Origin of the sequence: Ornithinibacillus sp. 4-3, from assembly GCF_040958695.1 — a bacterium.
In the GTDB taxonomy this organism is placed as follows: Bacteria; Bacillota; Bacilli; order Bacillales; family Amphibacillaceae; genus CALAMD01.
Map to the genome: position 1 here is coordinate 528,244 of NZ_CP162599.1, position 20,156 is coordinate 548,399.

General features: G+C 35.6%; 17 protein-coding genes, 1 pseudogene and 1 other annotated feature. Of the genes and pseudogenes, 13 read left to right on the forward strand and 5 right to left on the reverse strand.

The window, feature by feature from the left end:
- Positions 1–50 precede the first annotated feature (50 nt).
- The gene (gene ehuA, locus AB4Y30_RS02645; protein ID WP_368653969.1) at positions 51–821 is read right to left on the reverse strand and encodes an ectoine/hydroxyectoine ABC transporter ATP-binding protein EhuA; all 771 of its coding nucleotides are present in this window, start codon (positions 819–821) and stop codon (positions 51–53) included.
- 284 nt (positions 822–1,105) lie between these two features.
- On the opposite strand from ehuA, the pseudogene ytzI reads away from it, so the two are divergent.
- The 7 genes and pseudogenes from ytzI to fosB all read left to right on the forward strand — a co-directional run.
- A pseudogene (gene ytzI, locus AB4Y30_RS02650) lies at positions 1,106–1,213 on the forward strand (YtzI protein); the annotation flags it as partial.
- A 199-nt stretch (positions 1,214–1,412) separates the two neighbouring features.
- Positions 1,413–1,895: a DUF456 domain-containing protein gene (locus AB4Y30_RS02655; protein ID WP_368653970.1), complete on the forward strand. Its 483-nt coding sequence runs from the start codon at positions 1,413–1,415 to the stop codon at positions 1,893–1,895.
- Positions 1,896–1,911: 16 nt separating this feature from the next.
- Positions 1,912–2,739: a bifunctional hydroxymethylpyrimidine kinase/phosphomethylpyrimidine kinase gene (gene thiD / locus AB4Y30_RS02660; RefSeq protein WP_368653971.1), complete on the forward strand. Its 828-nt coding sequence runs from the start codon at positions 1,912–1,914 to the stop codon at positions 2,737–2,739.
- 77 nt (positions 2,740–2,816) lie between these two features.
- Positions 2,817–3,368 (forward strand): cysteine hydrolase family protein, encoded by a 552-nt coding sequence (locus tag AB4Y30_RS02665; RefSeq protein WP_368653972.1) that lies wholly within the window; start codon positions 2,817–2,819, stop codon positions 3,366–3,368.
- A gap of 54 nt (positions 3,369–3,422) precedes the next feature.
- On the forward strand, positions 3,423–4,571 hold the full coding sequence (locus AB4Y30_RS02670; RefSeq protein ID WP_368653973.1) for an alanine--glyoxylate aminotransferase family protein: 1,149 nt from the start codon (positions 3,423–3,425) through the stop codon (positions 4,569–4,571).
- On the forward strand, positions 4,571–6,160 hold the full coding sequence (serA, locus tag AB4Y30_RS02675; protein ID WP_368653974.1) for a phosphoglycerate dehydrogenase: 1,590 nt from the start codon (positions 4,571–4,573) through the stop codon (positions 6,158–6,160). Before AB4Y30_RS02670 ends, serA begins: the two co-directional genes overlap by 1 nt.
- Positions 6,161–6,291: 131 nt before the next feature.
- Entirely contained in the window at positions 6,292–6,723 is a 432-nt protein-coding gene (gene fosB / locus AB4Y30_RS02680; RefSeq protein WP_368653975.1) for a metallothiol transferase FosB, read from the forward strand.
- 53 nt (positions 6,724–6,776) lie between these two features.
- On the opposite strand, the gene AB4Y30_RS02685 is transcribed toward fosB, so the two are convergent.
- Positions 6,777–7,592 (reverse strand): histidinol-phosphatase HisJ family protein, encoded by an 816-nt coding sequence (locus AB4Y30_RS02685; RefSeq protein WP_368653976.1) that lies wholly within the window; start codon positions 7,590–7,592, stop codon positions 6,777–6,779.
- 288 nt (positions 7,593–7,880) lie between these two features.
- Positions 7,881–8,084, forward strand: a binding site (T-box leader).
- Positions 8,085–8,211: 127 nt separating this feature from the next.
- Between AB4Y30_RS02685 and proS the strand changes: the two genes are divergently transcribed.
- A complete protein-coding gene (gene proS / locus AB4Y30_RS02690) occupies positions 8,212–9,609 on the forward strand; it encodes a proline--tRNA ligase (RefSeq protein ID WP_368655154.1) in 1,398 nt (465 codons plus the stop codon).
- A 286-nt stretch (positions 9,610–9,895) separates the two neighbouring features.
- Here proS and AB4Y30_RS02695 read toward each other — a convergent pair whose 3' ends face one another.
- Both AB4Y30_RS02695 and AB4Y30_RS02700 read right to left on the reverse strand, forming a co-directional pair.
- On the reverse strand, positions 9,896–10,564 hold the full coding sequence (locus AB4Y30_RS02695; protein WP_368653977.1) for a DNA alkylation repair protein: 669 nt from the start codon (positions 10,562–10,564) through the stop codon (positions 9,896–9,898).
- 139 nt (positions 10,565–10,703) lie between these two features.
- Positions 10,704–11,096, reverse strand: a complete 393-nt coding sequence (locus AB4Y30_RS02700) for a thiol-disulfide oxidoreductase DCC family protein (protein ID WP_368653978.1) — start codon at positions 11,094–11,096, stop codon at positions 10,704–10,706.
- A 117-nt stretch (positions 11,097–11,213) separates the two neighbouring features.
- On the opposite strand from AB4Y30_RS02700, the gene AB4Y30_RS02705 reads away from it, so the two are divergent.
- Positions 11,214–12,368 (forward strand): M20 family metallopeptidase, encoded by a 1,155-nt coding sequence (locus AB4Y30_RS02705; protein ID WP_368653979.1) that lies wholly within the window; start codon positions 11,214–11,216, stop codon positions 12,366–12,368.
- A gap of 109 nt (positions 12,369–12,477) precedes the next feature.
- Here AB4Y30_RS02705 and AB4Y30_RS02710 read toward each other — a convergent pair whose 3' ends face one another.
- On the reverse strand, positions 12,478–13,449 hold the full coding sequence (locus AB4Y30_RS02710) for a rhodanese-related sulfurtransferase (RefSeq protein ID WP_368653980.1): 972 nt from the start codon (positions 13,447–13,449) through the stop codon (positions 12,478–12,480).
- Positions 13,450–13,999: 550 nt separating this feature from the next.
- On the opposite strand from AB4Y30_RS02710, the gene AB4Y30_RS02715 reads away from it, so the two are divergent.
- From AB4Y30_RS02715 to AB4Y30_RS02730, 4 genes are all read left to right on the forward strand, one after another.
- On the forward strand, positions 14,000–14,197 hold the full coding sequence (locus AB4Y30_RS02715; RefSeq protein WP_368653981.1) for a cold shock domain-containing protein: 198 nt from the start codon (positions 14,000–14,002) through the stop codon (positions 14,195–14,197).
- Between the two features lie 402 nt (positions 14,198–14,599).
- The gene (locus AB4Y30_RS02720; protein WP_368653982.1) at positions 14,600–16,213 is read left to right on the forward strand and encodes an ABC transporter substrate-binding protein; all 1,614 of its coding nucleotides are present in this window, start codon (positions 14,600–14,602) and stop codon (positions 16,211–16,213) included.
- Positions 16,214–16,506: 293 nt separating this feature from the next.
- Positions 16,507–18,111 carry an ABC transporter substrate-binding protein gene (locus AB4Y30_RS02725; protein ID WP_368653983.1) on the forward strand — a complete coding sequence of 535 codons (1,605 nt, stop codon included), beginning with the start codon at positions 16,507–16,509 and terminating at the stop codon, positions 18,109–18,111.
- A gap of 173 nt (positions 18,112–18,284) precedes the next feature.
- Positions 18,285–19,877 carry an ABC transporter substrate-binding protein gene (locus AB4Y30_RS02730; protein WP_368653984.1) on the forward strand — a complete coding sequence of 531 codons (1,593 nt, stop codon included), beginning with the start codon at positions 18,285–18,287 and terminating at the stop codon, positions 19,875–19,877.
- The last annotated feature ends 279 nt before the right edge of the window (positions 19,878–20,156 follow it).

The following is a 20,156-nucleotide window of genomic DNA, read 5'->3' on the forward strand; positions in this document are numbered from 1 at the left end:
ATTTTTCTAGGAGGGGTTCTAAGTGTTTATCATTACTAAAAGCTCGTTATCTATCTACGAAAACGCCTTAAGAAATTTTGTAGTCTTTCATTTTTAGAGTGTTCTAGAACATCCTGTGGGCTCCCTGCCTCTGCAATAACTCCTTCATCAATAAATACAACTCGATCAGCAACATCCATTGCAAATTCCATCTCATGTGTGACGAGAATCATTGCCATATCAACGGTTTCAGCAAGATCCCGTATAACACTTAACACCTCATCAACAAGCTCTGGATCAAGTGCTGAAGTCACTTCATCAAATAACATGATTTTCGGTTCCATAACTAGTGCTCTTGCCATGGCAACACGTTGCTTTTGTCCGCCAGATAATTGATTAGGATATTGATTGAGTTTATCACTGAGTCCAACTTTTCGAAGCATTTCTGTAGCCTTTTCTTTTGCCAAATCCTTATCCATTTTCTTTACACGTATTGGTGCAATCATGCAGTTCTCTAAAATAGTCATATGTGGAAAAAGGTTAAAGTGTTGAAACACCATACCAATATCTCCGCGTATTTTTTGTAAATGACTCTCATTTGCGGGAATAAGTTTTTGTTTCTTCTCCCTTTGCCATAGGTTTTGCCCATCAACCGTGATCATTCCTGAAGTTGGTTTTTCTAGTGTCATTAACATACGAATCAGTGTTGTTTTTCCAGAACCGCTGGGGCCAATAATAGCAATTTTTTCACCTGGAAAAACATCTAAATTAACTCCTTTTAAAACGACTGTATCGTCAAAGGATTTATGTATATCTTCAAAAGTAACAATTGGTTGTGTCATGAAAGGAAACCTCCGTTTCATCATCTTAAGTAAGGAAAGTATAACATGAGACAAAAATACTGTCATTTGAATAAAGCTGTCCTGAGATACCACAAAATTAAGCGATAATGTATCCAGATATAAAGTTCAATGAATGGACAAAAGTTTCTAGTAATATAGGCTTGTCTACTGTGGTTTTTTATAGTGTTTTAAGATATAATTCTTCGTAGAAGGTATGTACCTGTAAAAGAAGAAGAGTGAGTAGATATACAAAATTTGCAAAGAGCGCAGGGGGTGTTTCTATGGTGATGTATATTATTATTATCTGTTTTATACTTACCATTGCTATTTTAGTAATGTCACAGCTTACTATTAATAAAGGATATAGCTATCAACATAAGGTGGATGATCTAAGCGAGGTTGATCCTATCCATAAAGAATTTATATATGAACCGAAAAATAAAGATTCGCAAAATAAGAATGAAAAATAATTTAAAAATATGTTATGATAATTATTATTTATAAACGCTTGGGCTGCTGTTTCCTAAGCGTTTATTTTTAAAAATATATATGCTGACTCATTAATGCTTTACTAAAGAAAAGAGGGTGTTTGTGGAAGCATTACTTTGGTTGCTTATCATTTTAATGTTCATTATCAGCTTTGTGGGGCTTTTATTTCCTATTATCCCTTCATCATTATTTATTTGGGGCGGATTTTTAACTTATCATTTCTTTATTAATGACACCGAGTTAAACTCGCTATTTTGGGTAATTATGGCCTTGTTTACTATTTTGTTATTTGTTGCTGATATTTTGATGAATAGTTATTTTGTAAAGAGATTTGGTGGAAGTAAATGGGGAGAACGCGGAGCGGCAATTGCTGTAATTGTCGGATCGTTTGTGTTGCCTCCTTTTGGAATTATTATCCTGCCATTTCTTACTGTCTTTTTTATTGAATCTTTTCAACAACGTGGATTACAAGCTGCTTTACGCTCTTCCATTGGTTCGTTATTCGGATTCTTAGGAAGTACATTTGCAAAAATGGCTGTTCAATTTTTAATGATTATTTGGTTTATCTTATTAATTATCTTCTAGGGAAAGGATTAGAAACATGAATTTACCACCACGAATTTTAACAATTGCAGGATCAGCGGCTGGGGGTAGTGCGGGGATACAAGCAGACTTGAAAACATTTCAAGAACTAGATGCCTATGGTATGAGTGTTATTACAGCAATGGTAGCTAAACATCCTGTTACGGGGAAAAATGTGCATCTTCAATCTATTGAAACAATTGAAGCTCAATTTGGTACAGCGATGACACAAATAGGTGTTGATGTAATTAAAGTTGGGATGTTGTTCTCAGCAGAAATTATTGAAAAAGTTGCTGAACTTATTCGTAATTCAATGGTGAAAACAATTGTAATTGATCCAGTGATGATAGGGAAATTCAATTCGAAGCTGCTGGCTGATGACGCGATTGAAGTTTTAAAAGAAAAACTCTTGCCCTTAGCAACGATTATTACACCTAATATGCCAGAAGCAACAGAGTTATTGGGTGGAAAGGAAATTCAAACTAAAGAAGAATTAAAACAAGCAGCTATTGAAATTCAGAAATTGGGATTTAAAAATGTACTTGTAAAGGGTGGACGATTAACTGGAAATGCAGTCGATATACTATATGATGGTGAAGCATTTTTAACAGCTGAGGCCTCGCGAATTGACACGGTAAATACAAGTGGAGCAGGTTGTACCTATTCTGCGGCAATTGCAGCATATTTAGCACATGGAAAGACAATTGCAGAAGCTGTTTTATTAGCTAAAGAATTTGTGACAACAGCTATCGCACATGGATTTTCATATAATGAACACGTTGGACCAACCTATCATGCTGCATTAAGAAAATATGGTAGTATACAACGTATTCTTACAAATAATTGATCTTTCAGATATAACAAAAAGCATTGATTCAGCCTATATTTTATTATGATTTAGGATGTTAAATAGGAGGATGTTTTATGAGCCAAAGGGCGTTAATAAATGTTGACTATACCTATGATTTTGTTGCGGAAGATGGCAAGCTCACTTGTGGCTATCCAGGTCAAGCGATTGAGGATAAAATTGTCTCTTTAACAGAGGAGTTTATAGAGGCAGGCGATTTTGTCGTATTTGCGATTGATTCACATGAAAAAGATGATCCATTACATCCAGAAACTGCATTATTTCCACCACATAATATAGATGGTACAAAGGGAAAACAGCTTTATGGTAAGTTAGCAGAAACATATGAGAATAATAAACATTTAAAGACTGTTTATTCCTTTGATAAGACGAGATATAGTGCATTTGCTGGAACAAATTTGGAAATTAAGTTAAGGGAAAGAAAAATTGAGGAAATTCACCTTGTTGGTGTATGTACAGATATTTGTATTTTACATACAGCAGTTGATGCATATAATAAAGGATTTAAAATTGTGGTACATAAGGAAGCTGTTGCTAGCTTCAATGAAATAGGTCATCAATGGGCATTGGAACATTTCAAAAATACATTAGGTGCTACAATTATCTAAGTTAGTAAGGTAATATAAAAATAGATTGAGAAACTTAGGGGGTTTTTATTGATCATGTTAGAATCTTCAAATTTACTGCGTATTCCTGGTCCTACACCAATCCCAGGATGTGTTACTCGTGCAATGAGTAAGCCAATGATTGGGCATCGTACAGAAGAGGCGAAGCAATTATTAATTCGTTTGAAAGAGAAAATCAAACCGGTTTTTGGTACAAACCAAGATGTCATTATCCTTGCTGGGAGTGGATCAGCTGGTTTAGAAGCGGCCATTGTTAATATTACAGATGTCGGAGACGAGGTGCTTGTACTAGTTTCTGGAAATTTTGGTGAACGTTTTGCAGAAATTTGTGAAGTATATGGACTTAAAGTACATCGTATCGAAGTGGAATGGGGGAAAGCAATTGACCCTCAAGAGGTAGAAGTTTACATACAAAAAAATCCGAATATTAAAGCAGTATTTGTCACATCTTGTGAAACATCAACAGGAGTTCTAAATCCAATTCCAGAAATTACTGCTGCTGTTCGTGAACATTCAAATGCATTAGTGGCTGTGGACGGTGTTTCTTCCGTTGGTGGAGTAGATACACAAATGGATGCGTGGGGTGTCGATGTTTTAGTTACTGGTTCACAAAAAGCAATGATGCTACCTCCGGGCCTATGCTTTGTTGCAGCAAGTGAGCGTGCTTGGGAAGTTATTCATGAGAATAAACGTCCTCGTTATTTTCTGGATTTACGTAAGTATTTAAATAATGCTGCGCCATACACACCAGCAGTTTCCTTATTAATGGGCTTGGAAGCAGCACTTGATCTAATTGCTGAAGAAGGATTAGAAAATGTATATGCACGTCATTTAACCATGATGGAAATGACTCGTGCAGCTGTAAAAGCATTAGGCATCCCATTATTAACAGATGAAGAAAGTGCAGCTCCAACCGTAACAACATTAGTGCCAGCAGATTTTGAAGGCGATAAATTACGCAAGCAATTAAAGGCAGATTTTGGCTTAGAATTAGCTGGAGGACAAAAGCATCTAAAAGGAAAAGTTGTTCGAATTGGTCATATGGGCTATTGTGCGCCAGCTGATGTATTACAAGTGATTAGTTTATTAGAAACAGGCTTACAAAGAATTGGTAAAGACATCACGCCAGGTCAAGGAATCCAGGCAGCGCAAGCAGTATTTTTACAATCAGGAGGGCAAGCGTAGTGAGTAGTTTTAAAGTATTAATTGCTGATCCATTAAGTGAGGATGGAATTCATCCATTATTAGAAGAAGATAATATTGAAGTTGTTGTAGACACTGGTTTAAGTCCAGAAGCATTATTAGAGAAAATCCCTGAGTTTGATGCTTTACTTGTTCGAAGCCAAACACAAGTAAATCACGAAGTAATTGAACGTGGAACAAATTTAAAAGTTATTGGACGTGCCGGGGTAGGCGTAGATAATATCGATATAAAAGCAGCGACAGAAAATGGTGTGATTGTTGTAAATGCGCCAAATGGAAATACGAATTCGGCAGCAGAGCATACGATAGCAATGATTATGGGGCTAGCAAGAAAAATACCTCAGGCACATCATGCACTAAAGGCTGGTCGCTGGGATCGTAAAATATATCTTGGTGTGGAAGTAAAAGGGAAAACATTAGGTATTGTTGGCCTTGGTAGAATTGGGGAAGAAGTTGCATATCGTGCAAAAGGGCAACGTATGAAAGTAATTGCTTATGATCCATTTCTAACCCAGGAAAGAGCAGACCGTTTAGGAATTGAACATGGAACACTTGATGAAGTATTACAAGCTTCTGATTTTATTACGGTACATACTCCGTTATTAGAAGAAACAAGACATTTAATTAATAAAGATGCATTTGCCAAAATGAAAGATGGCGTGAAGATTGTTAACTGCGCACGCGGTGGAATTATTGATGAAGAAGCACTATATCAGGCAATTCTTGATAAAAAAGTTGCAGGGGCTGCTTTAGATGTATATGAACAAGAACCTGTAACAGATCATAAATTATTCGAATTAGATGAAGTAATTGCAACACCTCATTTAGGTGCGAGCACAGTAGAGGCACAGGAAAATGTAGCAATTGATACGAGTAAAGATGTTATTCGTATTTTAAATGGAGGTTCTGCATTAAATCCAGTAAATATACCATCTGTGCCAAATGAAATGTTGAAGAAAGTTGAACCATATTTCCATTTAGCGGAGAAGCTTGGTACATTTTTAGCAATTGTTGCAAAAGAACCTGTAGAAGAATTCCATGTGCGTTTTGCTGGAAATTTAACAGATTTAAATGTAGCTCCAATTACGCGAAATGCATTAAAAGGATTTTTGAAGTATCATCTAGGAAGTCGCGTGAATGATGTAAATGCGGCATATTTAGCTACTTCAAAAGGAATAACTGTAAGTGAGCATAAGTCTTCTGAAGCGAATGGCTTTACCAACCTAGTAACAGTGGAAATCAAGACGAAAAAGGCTTCATATAGTGTTGTAGGTACATTGCTAAAAGGTTTGGGTGCTAGAATTGTACGTGTTGATCGTTATACAACAGATGTTGTACCTGAAGGGCATATTGTAATGATTCACCATAAAGATCAGCCAGGAGCAATTGGTAGAGTAGGAACATTACTAGCTGAAAATGATGTTAATATTGCAACAATGCAGGTAGGTCGCTCAGAATCAGGTGGAGAAGCAATTATGATGTTAACCATCGACAAGCCATTAGAAGATCAAACCATCATAGAAGTACAAAATTTATCTGATATTTATCGAGCAGTTGAGATTGATTTATAAACTAGACAACAGTGTTCCTATTTCAAAAGTGAGATAGGAGCACTCTTTGTTTATTAGCGGAAATTCTCTCTTTTTTAGGTGATGAAGTTAAGATTACCAGCAGTAAAAATGATAGGAAGGGTGTAATTTTTTTGAAGATAAAGGGATTAAATCATATGACTTTTTCTTGTTCTGATTTAACGACATCAATCCAATTTTACCAGGCTGTTTTTGGAGCGAAATTACTTGTCCAAGGAAAGTCATCAGCTTATTTGGATTTAAATGGGATTTGGTTAGCTTTAAATGAAGAAACAAATATTCCACGTAAAGAAATCTATGCTTCTTACACACATATTGCTTTTTCAATAGATGAGGCTGATTTTGACAAGACATACAAGAGGCTAATTCAGTTAAAAGTGAAAATTTTACCAGGAAGAGAAAGAGATGAAAAGGATAAGAGGTCTATCTATTTCACAGATCCAGATGGACATAAATTTGAATTTCATACGGGAACATTGCAAGATAGATTGGACTATTATAAAGAGGAAAAAGCTCATATGTCTTTTTTCCATGAAGGTAATTAACTGACTGTAGGCATCCTAAATAGGGATACCTACAGTCAGTATTTCAGGAACTTCTATCCTAATGGATGAGCAGTTCTTTTTCTTTGTTGAAATGTTTGTACTTCCTGATAGCCAACAGAACGAGCCAGCTCAAGGGATTGATCATATGCATAACCAACATGCTTTGGCATATGGGCATCAGAGCATAATACAATACCAACTCCAGCATCATGACATTTTTTTAGAAAAATCGGATCTGGATAAATTTCTCCAACTGGCTTGCGTAATCCTGCCGAGCTAATCTCAATACAAGTGTCAGAATTAGCGAGTGCTTCTACCACACGATCATATTCTGCTTCTAAGAATGCCTGATCTTCTGGTTTATAGCCAAAGATTTTGATTAAATCAATATGACCAACAAAATCAAATAGTTTAGAATTTGCTAAGGTAATAATTTGATCATAATATTGACGATACGCTTCCTCAATATTCCGATGCTCGTACTCCTCTTTGAAATCAGCTAAATCAATTCCCCAATCCTTGATCCAATGTACAGAGCCAATCACATAATCAAAAGGGTGTTGATTAATGAATGCTTCCATTTCTTTTTCTTTACCTGGAGTATAGTCCATTTCTATTCCCATTTTAATAGGGAGGTCTGCTTGTCTCACTGCATCGAAAAAAGCTTGGTAATCTTTGAAATGTAAATGACGACGATTGTCTACCCATGGGTTTGATAAGATGTTTTTTGTTTCATAGAAGAAGTAGGCATGCTCAGAAATACCAAGCTCTTGAATGCCTGCTCGTTTTGCTTTTTCTAGATATTCTTTAAAATAATCGATTGTAAATTTTCCTGTTTCTGCCATATGAACATGGTAATCGGTTAACATGGTGTATCTCCTTTATTTTCCTTTGATAATTTTATCTTACAACGAGCTTGGCTAAGTCGCAACATCGAAGAATCTTGACTTTCCGTATACTTGCATATATATTTGTGATATATATGAGGATGTTCAAAAGTCCAACAAAAATGACACATCGAACAGGGGAACTCCGACTAAGTTCCGACACGTCCTGTGTCGAACGTCGATGTACTAGTGCAGATGTTGCTCGCGTGACGTTGCGAACTTAACCGATGACGGTCCTTTTTACTGACCATTTTGAACACGCACTATATGTAAAAAACATTGAAAAGGAATAGTATTATTTACTTGTCTTTATTTCAGAGAGGAAATGGTTGGTGTAAATTTCTAAGGACATAAATAAGAACCTGCCTTTGAGTTCGCCTAATGGGCGCGGTGAAGAACCGTTATCAAAAGAAGTGTATAGCAAGGTTAGTATGCTGTAAAAAAGGGTGGTACCACCAAAACTCGGTCCCTTACTGGATGGAGCTTTTTTTATGTCCATTTTTCAGATTGAAGCATTTTTATTAATTAAACGTGATTCATTAAATAGAGGAAGGTGTTTAGTTTGGCTAAGAATAAAAATTTTGTTGAAAAAATTACCGCAATGGAAGATGACTTCCCACAATGGTATACAGATGTAGTGAAGCAAGCGGAATTAGTTGATTATGGTCAAGTTCGTGGAACAATGATTATCAAGCCATATGGCTATGCTATTTGGGAAAATGTAAAAAATGAATTAGATCGTATGTTTAAAGAAACAGGGCATACCAATGTAGCATTTCCATTATTTATTCCGGAAAGTCTCCTGCAAAGAGAGAAAGATCATGTCGAAGGTTTTGCTCCTGAGGTAGCTTGGGTAACACATGGTGGAGACGAAAAATTAGCTGAGCGTTTGGCAGTACGCCCAACATCAGAAGTGCTTTTCTGTGATTATTATTCAAATAATATTCATTCTTATCGTGATCTTCCAAAACTATATAATCAATGGTCAAATGTTGTTCGTTGGGAAAAAACAACACGCCCATTCTTGCGCTCTTCTGAATTTCATTGGCAAGAAGGACATACAGCACATGCGACAGAAGCAGAGGCAATAGAAGAAACAAATCGTATGCTTGAAATTTATGCGAAATTAGCAGAAGAATATTTGGCGATTCCAGTTCTTAAAGGGAAGAAAACAGATAAAGAAAAATTTGCAGGTGCAGAGTTTACATTAACAATCGAAGCAATGATGCATGATGGTAAAGCATTGCAATCAGGAACATCTCATAATTTTGGTACTGGGTTTGCAGAAGCTTTTGATATTACGTATCTTGATAAAGAAGGAAAGAGCCAATTTGTACACCAAACATCATGGGGTGTATCAACACGTATTATGGGTGCAATTATTATGGTACACGGTGATGATCGTGGTTTAGTAGTTCCGCCACGTATTGCGCCAACACAAGCAATGATTGTTCCAATTGCACAGCATAAAGAAGGTGTACTAGATAAGGCTTATGATTTACGTGATCAATTGAAAGAAATTATTCGTGTGGATATTGATGCTAGTGATAATATGCCAGGCTGGAAGTTCAACGAAAGCGAAATGAAAGGTTATCCAGTTCGTATTGAAATAGGTCCAAAAGATATTGAAAAAGAACAAGTAGTACTTGTTCGCCGCGATACTGGAGAGAAAGAATTTGTTGCAATGGCGGAACTAGAAGAACGTCTACCAGCATTGCTCGAAGAAATTCAACAAAACTTATATGATAAAGCGTTAGCACATCGTTTGGAGAAAACATATACAGCAACAACAATGGAAGAATTTAAACAAATCTTTGCAGAAAAAACTGGATTTGTAAAAGCAATGTGGTGTGGAGATACTGCTTGTGAAGAGAAGATTAAAGAAGATTTAAGTGTAACTTCACGTTGTATCCCATTTGAAAAAGAAAGTGTTGGAGATACATGTGTCTTCTGTGCGAAACCAGCAAAAGAACTTGTTTATTGGGCAAAAGCATATTAAAGAAAAAAGCGCTTTAGATTTTTATTAAAATGTTTAAGAGCTAAATATAATGTCACACATTTTATAAGCCAAAAAAGGATAGATGAACAGGTTGAAAATACCTGTATTCATCTATCCTTTTTTGTATAACAAATGCCCTTATTTACTACAGCAACGATGGTTGTTCTTGCATATTTCACTAACTAGCTCCCATAACGCACTGTTTTCTTTATTTTCCAAGCCTATTACAATTTTCATATTGAAGCTTTGAATTTGTATTAAAACCTAATAAATTTCAGAGTTAACTCTATTTATCGCGTCGTTTGTTAACTTCAATTGTAATGAATTCTGGCAAATAGCTGGGAGTACATCCTTTTGCTACTTTTTCATCTTTGTAAAGACCCGTTTTCTCACCAAGTTTAATACAACGTGCACGATTTTTTTCATCATAAACACCAATCCAGCCTGCGGTGAAATTCATAGCCCACTGAACTTCTGGTTCTTCCTGTGTAATATTAGCTTCTAATGCAGATAACAAATATGTGGTGTTATCAGGTGGTGTTTGTCCAGTCCATCTCAATCGCCCTTGATAATACCAGAAAGCTCGCCTTTGCAGAGCAGAAGGGCTATTTTCCCATGACTCCATCAATGCAATGTTTTTCTTTTCTTTGGTGAGCTGGTTAGCCATTAACCAATCCATTAAGTTATTTCGCTCATCAAAAGTGTGAATCTGCATATCCTTATCAAGCTTATTTAGCACATCTTGTGAGAGAAGTTTTTTGTCCATAATTAAGATTGCTAATAGTCTGGGTAAAAATGCTTCGGTTGACCAAAGTTCCATAGCTAGTTCGTGATCTTTTTTAATCTCCTTCGCGATTTTTCGTAAGTCACCTAGCTTAGTTTTACTATGGATTTGAGATAGAATGTTTTCCGCTTTTGAAGCGTATTTTATTTCTGTACTTTTTTTGTCATCCATTTTATGCAGCTCCTTTAAAAAAGCACTGTTTTATAATTATGTCCCTGACGGAATATATCAAGATGTTATAAGTCTTATTGCAGCAAAGTTAATATTAAGAATATAGAGGGAGAAGCTGTGTGGCTTTTCCCTCCATCCATTAGTCTAGAAATCGTTTTCGCAAATCAGGAGTTGGAAGCATACAGGCTGTTTTTGTTCCGAACCATTTATAACGATTTTTGGCAATAAATTGATACATATAATCTCGAATTGGTTTCGGAATAACAATAAACAAATAACAAAGCTTCCAAAAGCCTTTTAAATGCTTGCAAATGCGTAAGGCAGCAGTTGATCTATCATAAACTTTTCCATTTTCGATAAGAATAAAACTATCAGTGTTCTTTGGAATATCATGTTGCTGTAATAACCTTTGTCCAGCATCACTTTGCAGAGATGCAAAAGAAAACATATATTTTGTATCCCTTTTGAGAATAAATTGGACACTATTATTACATAGATTGCACACACCATCAAATAGAATAATGGCTGTCATTATCATCTATTCTCCTTCCAAATCATGCAAGGCTATTTTCTTTTATTATAACATTTGCTATTCTAAAGTGGTTAGAATAAAAAGATAATTTATTATATGAGTGAAGGGTGATTGAAGTTGAAAAGTCTTTTACAGGAAGAATTTAATAAAGTGAAAGAAGATTTAATAGGAATCAGTGACCATCTCTATCATCATCCAGAATTAGGAGATCAAGAATTTGAATCCAGCAAATTATTAGTGAACTACTTAAAACAACATGATTTTGAAGTGGAAACAGGCTTAGTAGAGCGACCAACATCCTTTAAAGCAGTATTTAAAGGAGAAAAAACGGGACCAACGATTGCTTATTTAGCTGAGTATGATGCATTACCAGGAGTAGGACATGGTTGTGGACATAACTTAATCGGTACCATGGCAGTTGGTGCAGGAGTAGTGTTAAGTAAACTGGTTTCTGAAATTGGTGGTACGGTAACTGTTTACGGGACGCCAGCTGAAGAAACGAACGGAGCAAAAGTTCCAATGGCTAAAGCAGGTCTATTTAATGATGTTGATGTTGCAATGATGCTACACCCTTCAGGTGGAAACTTTGAAAGTGGTAGCTCGTTAGCAATGGATGCACTTCAATTTGATTATACAGGTCAAACCTCTCATGCAGCAGGTTCACCTGAAAAAGGAATTAATGCACTAGATGCAGTAATTCAGCTATTCAATGGTATTAATGCTATTCGTGAGCATTTAAAAGATGATGCTCGTGTACATGGGATTATTACAAATGGTGGAGAAGCGGCAAATGTTGTTCCTGATAAAGCAACTGCGCAATTTTACGTCCGTGCACAGGAACGTGAATATTTAGATGAAGTAGTAGAAAAGGTAAAGGCGATTGCACATGGAGCGGCAATGATGACAGGAACAAAGCTGGAGATATCAAATTATGAGCTTAGCTATGATAACATGGTAACAAATCAAGCATTATCAAGTGCCTTTTCTAAGAACTTAAAAGAATATAATGATCATCCGATCCGCCCAAAAGAAAGTGGAGGATCTTTAGATATGGGGGATGTGAGCCAAGTTGTTCCTTCTATCCACCCATATATAGGACTAAATAAACCAGATTTAATAGGACATACAACAGAATTTGCTGATCAGACGATTACAGAAGACGGTCATAATGCTTTAATGAGTGGAGTTCTAGCAATGGCTGCTACAGGATATGATGTGATTACGAATGAAGAGTTATTAAAAACAATTAAAGAAGAATTCAAAAATAAATAAAAAGTTTAAAATGAATTAATGCAAAATTTCCCCAAATGGATTTTTGTATAGAGATAGAATGAAGTTTAAAAAATAAAGAGACGACCGAAAAAAACGGTCGTCTTTGTATTTATGCTTTTTGCTTTGTTTTCGCCTCTTCGGCAATAATATCTAAACGTTGTTGAATTTCTTCTTCTGATAGGTTATGTTCTTGTACATACATATTTCTTGGGCTGACACGGCATTCATGTGTACAACCACGCATATATTTATGTTCATTTTCTTCTGAACAGAGAATTTGCTTGTTACATTCTGGGTTTGCACAATTAACATAGCGTTCACATGGCTTGCCATCAAAGTAATCTTTTCCAACAATTACATGCTCCACTTGATTAATTGGTACAGTCAAACGCTCGTCAAATACATACATTTGTCCATCCCAAAGCTGTCCTTTAGTTTCAGGATCTTTTGCATAAGTAGCAATGCCACCATGCAATTGAGCGACATCTTCAAAGCCTTCACGTTTTAACCAGCCAGAGAATTTTTCGCAGCGAATTCCTCCAGTACAATACGTTAAAACCTTTTTTCCTTCAAATAAATGTCGATTTTGACGCACCCACTCTGGAGTTTCACGGAATGTTTCCACTTCTGGACGTATTGCATTTCGGAAATGACCAACATCATATTCATATGTGTTACGCACATCTAACACAACTACATCATCACGTTTCATTTCTTCCATGAAATCTTTCGGAGCTAAGTATTCGCCTGTAATCTCATGAGGATTTACATCATCTTCTAGACTTAAATTAACTAGCTCTGGACGTGGACGGCAGTGCATTTTCTTAAACGCATGTCCATCAACTTCATCAATTTTAAAAACAATACCTTCGAATAATGGATGATTTTTCATATGCTCCATATAAGCATCTGTTTGCTCGATAGTTCCAGAGCATGTTCCATTAATACCTTCTTTTGCTACTAAGATACGACCTTTAAGACCAAGCTCTTTACAAAACTTTAAATGTTCTGCGGAAAAAGCTTCAGGATCCTCAATATCCGTGTAGTAGTAGTACAGTAAAACACGATATTTACTGCTCATTATTTCTTTCCCACCTATCACCTATATTTGCAAGATACAAATGAATGGAATATTCTTGCCATCTTACATTATAACAATAATGATTTATTTGAAACAACTACCAACATTTAGGAAAAGTGACATTTTATTAACAAATGATCAGTATATATACTTGTATAGATAGCAATAATAAAGGAGATACTAATAGAGCTGCAAAGAGTTGAAATTGAAATAAAAGACACCATAAGTATAAGAGCTATCAAGATTCCATTAATATGTTTTTTTAACAAGTGAAATTCTTGGAAAAGAAAGTACAATTTTTTAAGAAGAATGGGTTTACAATATCTTAAGAGATTGATGGAGACAAGTTAAAACTTTCAGAAGTGTAAAAAAACAAAAATTAATTTTAACAAAAACCTTGATTTTTTAAAAGCAAAATAGTAATATAAGGTATAGCAAATGGAAATTGAAGTTTCAATAATACTTTACGATCTCTTTATCAAAGAAGTGGTGTAAAAGTATTTTAAGATTCAATTACTTTGCACGATATATGAATAAGGAGGTCATCCTAATGACAGGTAAAGTAAAATGGTTTAACGCAGAAAAAGGTTTTGGATTCATCGAGCGTGAAGACGGAGACGATGTATTCGTACATTTCTCAGCTATCCAATCTGAAGGTTTCAAAACTCTTGAAGAAGGTCAAGATGTTGAATTTGAAATCGTTGAAGGCGAGCGCGGCCCACAAGCTGCTAACGTAGTAGGTCTTTAATTTAAACTTTAAATGATAAAAGCTTATCTCATTTTGAGATAAGCTTTTTTTGTGTCTTTAGGAACATTAATTCTACATTAAATCTATCTATCAGAAGAAGTTGACGCTCACTTTAATTATTGATATTATATTAAGAAATATTCTAAATTGACTGTTAAATCTAATTGACTTTACTGATGAAGTGAAGCATAGCCTAGATAATATACCAGTTATATGGAAAGAATTTTTAGTGATTCTTTTATTTGGCGATTAGATTTTTAAATACAGTGTATAGGAATATTTTTTTTATTTCCAAAATGAAAGCGGTTACTAAAATAAGTTAATACATAGCGTAAAAAAGTTATTTGCCTCAATGAGAGCCTTAAAAAATTATATAGAGAAATCACAAAGGAGAGACATCTTATGCAAAGAAAGCTTTTTACAATATTATTATTGGCGCTATTACTGATAGTAGGATTAGCAGCTTGCGGAGGGGACAAAGAAACTGGTGGAGAAAATGAAAATTCAAAGGATGCCAACACGAAAGATACAGATGCAGAGGGAAATAATGATGAGTTTCAGGAATTGAAAATTGCCTACTCTGCTCAACCACATATGCTTGATCCTCATGTAACAACAAATATTGCAACATCAGATATTTCAAGGCACTTTTTTGAAACTTTATTGACGGTAGACTCAGAATTTAATGTACAGCCAATGCTGGCAGAGTCGTGGGAATTAAGTGATGACGGCAAAACATACACATTTAAATTACGACAAGGTGTAGAATTCCATAATGGAAAAGAATTAAAAGCAGAGGATGTAGTAGCCTCGCTAAATCGTTGGAAGGATTTATCTGGAGGACGTGGATTATTTCTAGATTCCACTTTTGTTGAAGTAGATGATTACACCGTAGAATTACAAATGCCTGAACCATTATCTATTGCACTTACAGGTCTATCCTATATGGGTGGAGGGTATGCGGCAATTATGCCAAAAGAGATTATCGAAGGTGCATCAGAGGATGGGGTAACAGAATATATTGGTACAGGTCCATATGAATTTGAAGAATGGCGACAAGATCAACATATATTATTAACAAAAAATGATAATTACCAATCTCGTGATGAAGAGCCGGATGGATTGTTTGGAAAAAGAGAGGCAATTATTGATGAAATCTACTTTATGTTTGTAACAGATTCTTCTACAAGGGTTGCCGGGATACAATCTGGAGAATATGATATTGCACACGCTGTACCTTTTGATAGTGCTGATCAATTAGAAGGAAGCCCAGGGCTAGAAAATCATATATATCCTACTGCATTTCTAATCGCACATTTTAATAAAAAGAATGGTGTGTTTACAGATCCAAAAGCTCGTGAGGCTGCTTTAGCCGTTGTCAATGCAGAAGATGTATTAAAAGCGGCATATTCTAATGATAAATACTATATGCTAAATCATAGTTTGATGATGCCACATCAACAGGATCAATGGTATAGTGACGTCGGTGAAGAGTTATATAATCAAAATGATTTGGAAAAAGCAAAGGCACTATTAGAGGAATCTAATTATAATGGCGAAGAAGTAAGGATTATCGCCACAAGAGACTATGAAGACCAGTATTTAGGTGGAGTAGTGCTTCAGGAACAATTAGAAAGTATGGGAATGAATGTAACATTAGAAATCTATGATTGGCCAACACTTTCAGATTTAATTTATGAAGAAGATGCATATGATATCTTTATGATGGGTAACACACCTGTCTCTGAACCAACATCAAGTGTATTCTTACGTCCAGACTATGCCGGTTTTATTGACGACCCTAAGATAGTAGAACTTGTTGATGAATTTAGAAGTAAGCCAACAGCAGAAGAGGCTAAGCCAATTTTTGATGAATTACAAGCATGGTTCTATGAATATATTCCTGCGATACGTTTCGGGGATTTCAACCGTGTAGCTACCACTAAAGATACAATTGATAAATTCCAATATTTAGATGGATTCTATTTCTGGAATATGTCTATTGATAATGAATAGTCATTTTTTAAGAAGATCATTTGGCAATTCAACTACATCATTTTTTTAGTTAATCTAACTAGCTTTTTACGTATGTTAGAACTTCCACTCAATAAAATAATCTATCTGTCTGTAGCAGGGAATGAACACTGTCACAGATAGATAGATTTTCTTTCAAAACTTCTATGTTTTAACACATCTTATGAGTATACTCCAAAAGATTATCCATAAATCGATTCTCAACAATGACAAAACACCCAAGGAAAAGAAGGAAAACTACAAATATGTAAATGATGAAAGGTGAGGTTTGGGTGATGAAAAAATTAGTATCTCTTGTATTGTTCATTTTCTTAGGTTTTGTTTTAATTGCTTGTTCTAGCGATAGTAAAGGCGACGCGGAGCAAGAAGGAACAGAAGAACCTGGCGCAGAAGAGAAGGGAGAGGCAGAAAAGGATACGTTTCAAGAATTAAAAGTAGCTTACTCTGCACAGCCACATTTGCTCGATCCACATGTAACTACGAATATTGCTACATCAGATGTTTCAAGACACTTTTTTGAATCACTCTTAACAGTAGACTCGGAATATAACGTTCAGCCGATGTTAGCGGAATCATGGGAATTAAGTGAGGATGGAAAAACTTTTACTTTCCAGCTTAGGCAAGGTGTAACTTTTCATAATGGAAAAGAACTAAAAGCAGAAGATGTTGTTGCATCATTAAATCGTTGGAGTAGTTTAGCAGGAGGAAAAGGATTATTTGAGGATGCAGAATTTGTGGAGATCGATGATTATACATTAGAATTGCGCATGCCTGAACCATTATCGATTGCATTAACAGGTCTATCTTATTTAGGTGGAGGATTTGCAGCGATTATGCCAAAGGAAGTTATTGAAAATGCTTCCCCTGATGGAGTAACAGAATTTATTGGAACTGGCCCATATGAATTTAAGGAATGGAAACAGGATCAATATGTTTTATTAACGAAATATGAGGATTATGTTTCGCGTGAAGAAGAGCCAGATGGTTTATTTGGAAGACGTGAAGCTATCATTGATGAAATTCGTTTTATCTTTGTTGCTGATTCATCAACACGAGTTGCCGGAATTCAGTCAGGTGAATATGACTTAGCTCATGCTGTACCGTTTGACAATGCAGATCAACTAGAAAGTAACCCTGATCTGGTTAACTATGTGTATCCAACTGCATATTTAATTGCTCATTTTAATAAAAAGCAAGGGTTTTTTGCTGATAAAACGGCTCGTCAAGCTGCATTAGCAGCAATTCAAGCAGAGGATGTATTAAAAGCAGCATATTCGAGTGAAAAGTATTACATGCTAAACCATAGTTTGATGATGCCTCATCAGCAAGACCAGTGGTATAGTGACGCTGGTCAAGAACTCTATAACCAAGATGATCAGGAAAAAGCCAAGGCTTTATTAGAAGAAGCTGGTTATGACGGAGAAGAAATTAAAATTATTGCGACAAGAGATTATGAGGATCAATATTTAGGCGGAGTAGTACTCCAAGAACAACTACAAAACATTGGAATGAATGTAACACTAGAAGTCTATGATTGGCCAACACTTTCAGATTTAATTTATGAAGAAGATGCATACGACATTTTTATGATGGGGAATATTCCATCATCAGAGCCTTCTTCTAGTGTAATGTTCCGAGCTGATTATGCAGGTTGGCCTGAGGATCCGAAATTAGAGGAGCTTATTCAGAAATTCAGAAGCATGCCGACAGAAGAAGAAGCAAAACCTGTATTTGACGAGTTGCAAGAATGGTTTTATGATTACGTTCCTAGTTTGAGATTTGGAGACTTCAATCGCGTTGCTACAGCACATAAATCTGTTGGTAACTTCCAGTATCAAGACGGTTTCTTTTTCTGGAACATGACAAATAGTAAGGAATAAAAATTAGAAATGAAAATGATTTTGGTGTTACTAATTTCAGCTTCTATAGGCTAGAGATTAGTAATGCCTAGCTTCAAAATAAGTGCTTATTAATTTAACAGATATTGACATGCATTGGGACGACTCCCCGAAAAAAGCATTGTTCAAAATATAAAAAAATAGGGTGAGGTAAATTGTATAAAAAGGAAAAGTATATGAAGTATTTTATTGTTCTATTATTAGCGATCGTATTAATTGGTTGTAATTCAACATCTTCTTCAGATAATGATGAAGAAAATCAATCAAATGAAGAGGGCAATGCGAGTGTAGGAGGAGAAATTGTTGTCGCGTATTCTTCGCAGCCGCCAGTACTCGATTCTCATGTGAGCTCGGCAGATGCAATTGTAGATACGATGCGTCATGTATATGACACGTTAGTAACGATCGACTCAGAATATAATGTTCAACCATCTTTAGCAGACTCATGGGAAATAAGTGAAGATGGAAAAACATACACGTTTAAGCTACGAGAAGGTGTATTATTCCATAATGGTAAGGAATTTACTGCTGAAGATGCTGCTGCCTCTATGAATCGATGGAAGGAGTTACCTGGAAGTAGAGGGATTTTTAAAGATGCTACATTTGAGGCTGTAGATGATTATATATTAGAGCTACATTTACCGGAACCTTTATCCATTGCATTAACAGTTCTAGCATATTCTAATAGTGGATTTGCAATGATTATGCCAAAAGAGATTGCTGAAAATGCTTCTGCGGAAGGAGTAACAGAACATATTGGTACAGGACCATTTCGTTTTGAAGAATGGAAGCCAGATCAGTATTTACATTTGAAGCGTTTTGAAGATTATAAGCCAAGAGAAGAGCCTACAGATGGATTATCTGGAAAGAAAGAAGCATTAGTAGATGATTTACGTTTTGTTTTTGTAGCCGATTCATCGACACGTGAAGCTGGAATTCGTTCTGGAGAATATGATTTTTCACATGCGATTCCATTTGATAGTGCAGAGCAATTAGAATCTACTGGAGAAATCACGAACTACACGTACCCAGGAGCATATGTAAATCTTCATTTTAATAAAAAGCAAGGGATATTTACCGAGAAGGAAGCACGCCAAGGGGTTGCGGCAATTCTAGAGATGGATAGTATTTTAAGAGCTGGCTATGTAGATGAAAAGTATTATACGGTGAATCATAATATGATGATGACACATCAGGAAAGTCAATGGTATAGTGATGTCGGTAAAGAGAAGCATAACTTGAATGATCCGGTAAAAGGAATGGAATTATTGGAGCAGGCTGGATATAACGGTGAAGAGGTGACATTATTTACGACGAGAGATTATGAGGATCAATATCATAGTGCAGTCGTAATTCAAGAGCAGTTAGAACAAGCAGGTGTAAACGTAACTCTTGAAGTTTATGATTGGCCCACTTTACTAGATAAGATTTATGAAGAAGATGGTTATGATATGTTTGTGATGGCAAATACAGTAGTAGCAGAGCCTACATCAGGCCCTTACTTTAATCCAGAATATGCTGGTTGGCCAAATGATCCGGAAATGGAAAAAATAAAAGCAGAATTTAGAGGGAAGCATACGGAAGAAGAAGCAAAACCAGTGTATGATCAATTGCAAGAGTGGATGTGGGATTATACACCAGCAGTTAAGATAGGAGATTATGATCGTGTATCATCAGCACGTAATACGTTAGAGAACTTTCAATATTTAGATGGCATGATTTTCTGGAACGTTAAAAATAACAAGTAAATAAGGTAGCACCCACTGTTACATTGTAATGGTGGGTGTTTTTGAGAAAAAAGTAAACGAAATAGATGATGTATTATCATTATTTCACGAAGTTGACCTCATTGACTGGTAAGCGAATAGTTGCTATATTGAAAATAGTAAAATTTTCAAAATAACTGTAAAATCTATCTGACTTTATCGGCGAGATAAAGCAATACAATAGATTCTTAACCAGTTACATTGAAAAAGAAATTATGTGTTAATTTCTTTTCTTTATAATTGGTTTTTTTATGAAAACCT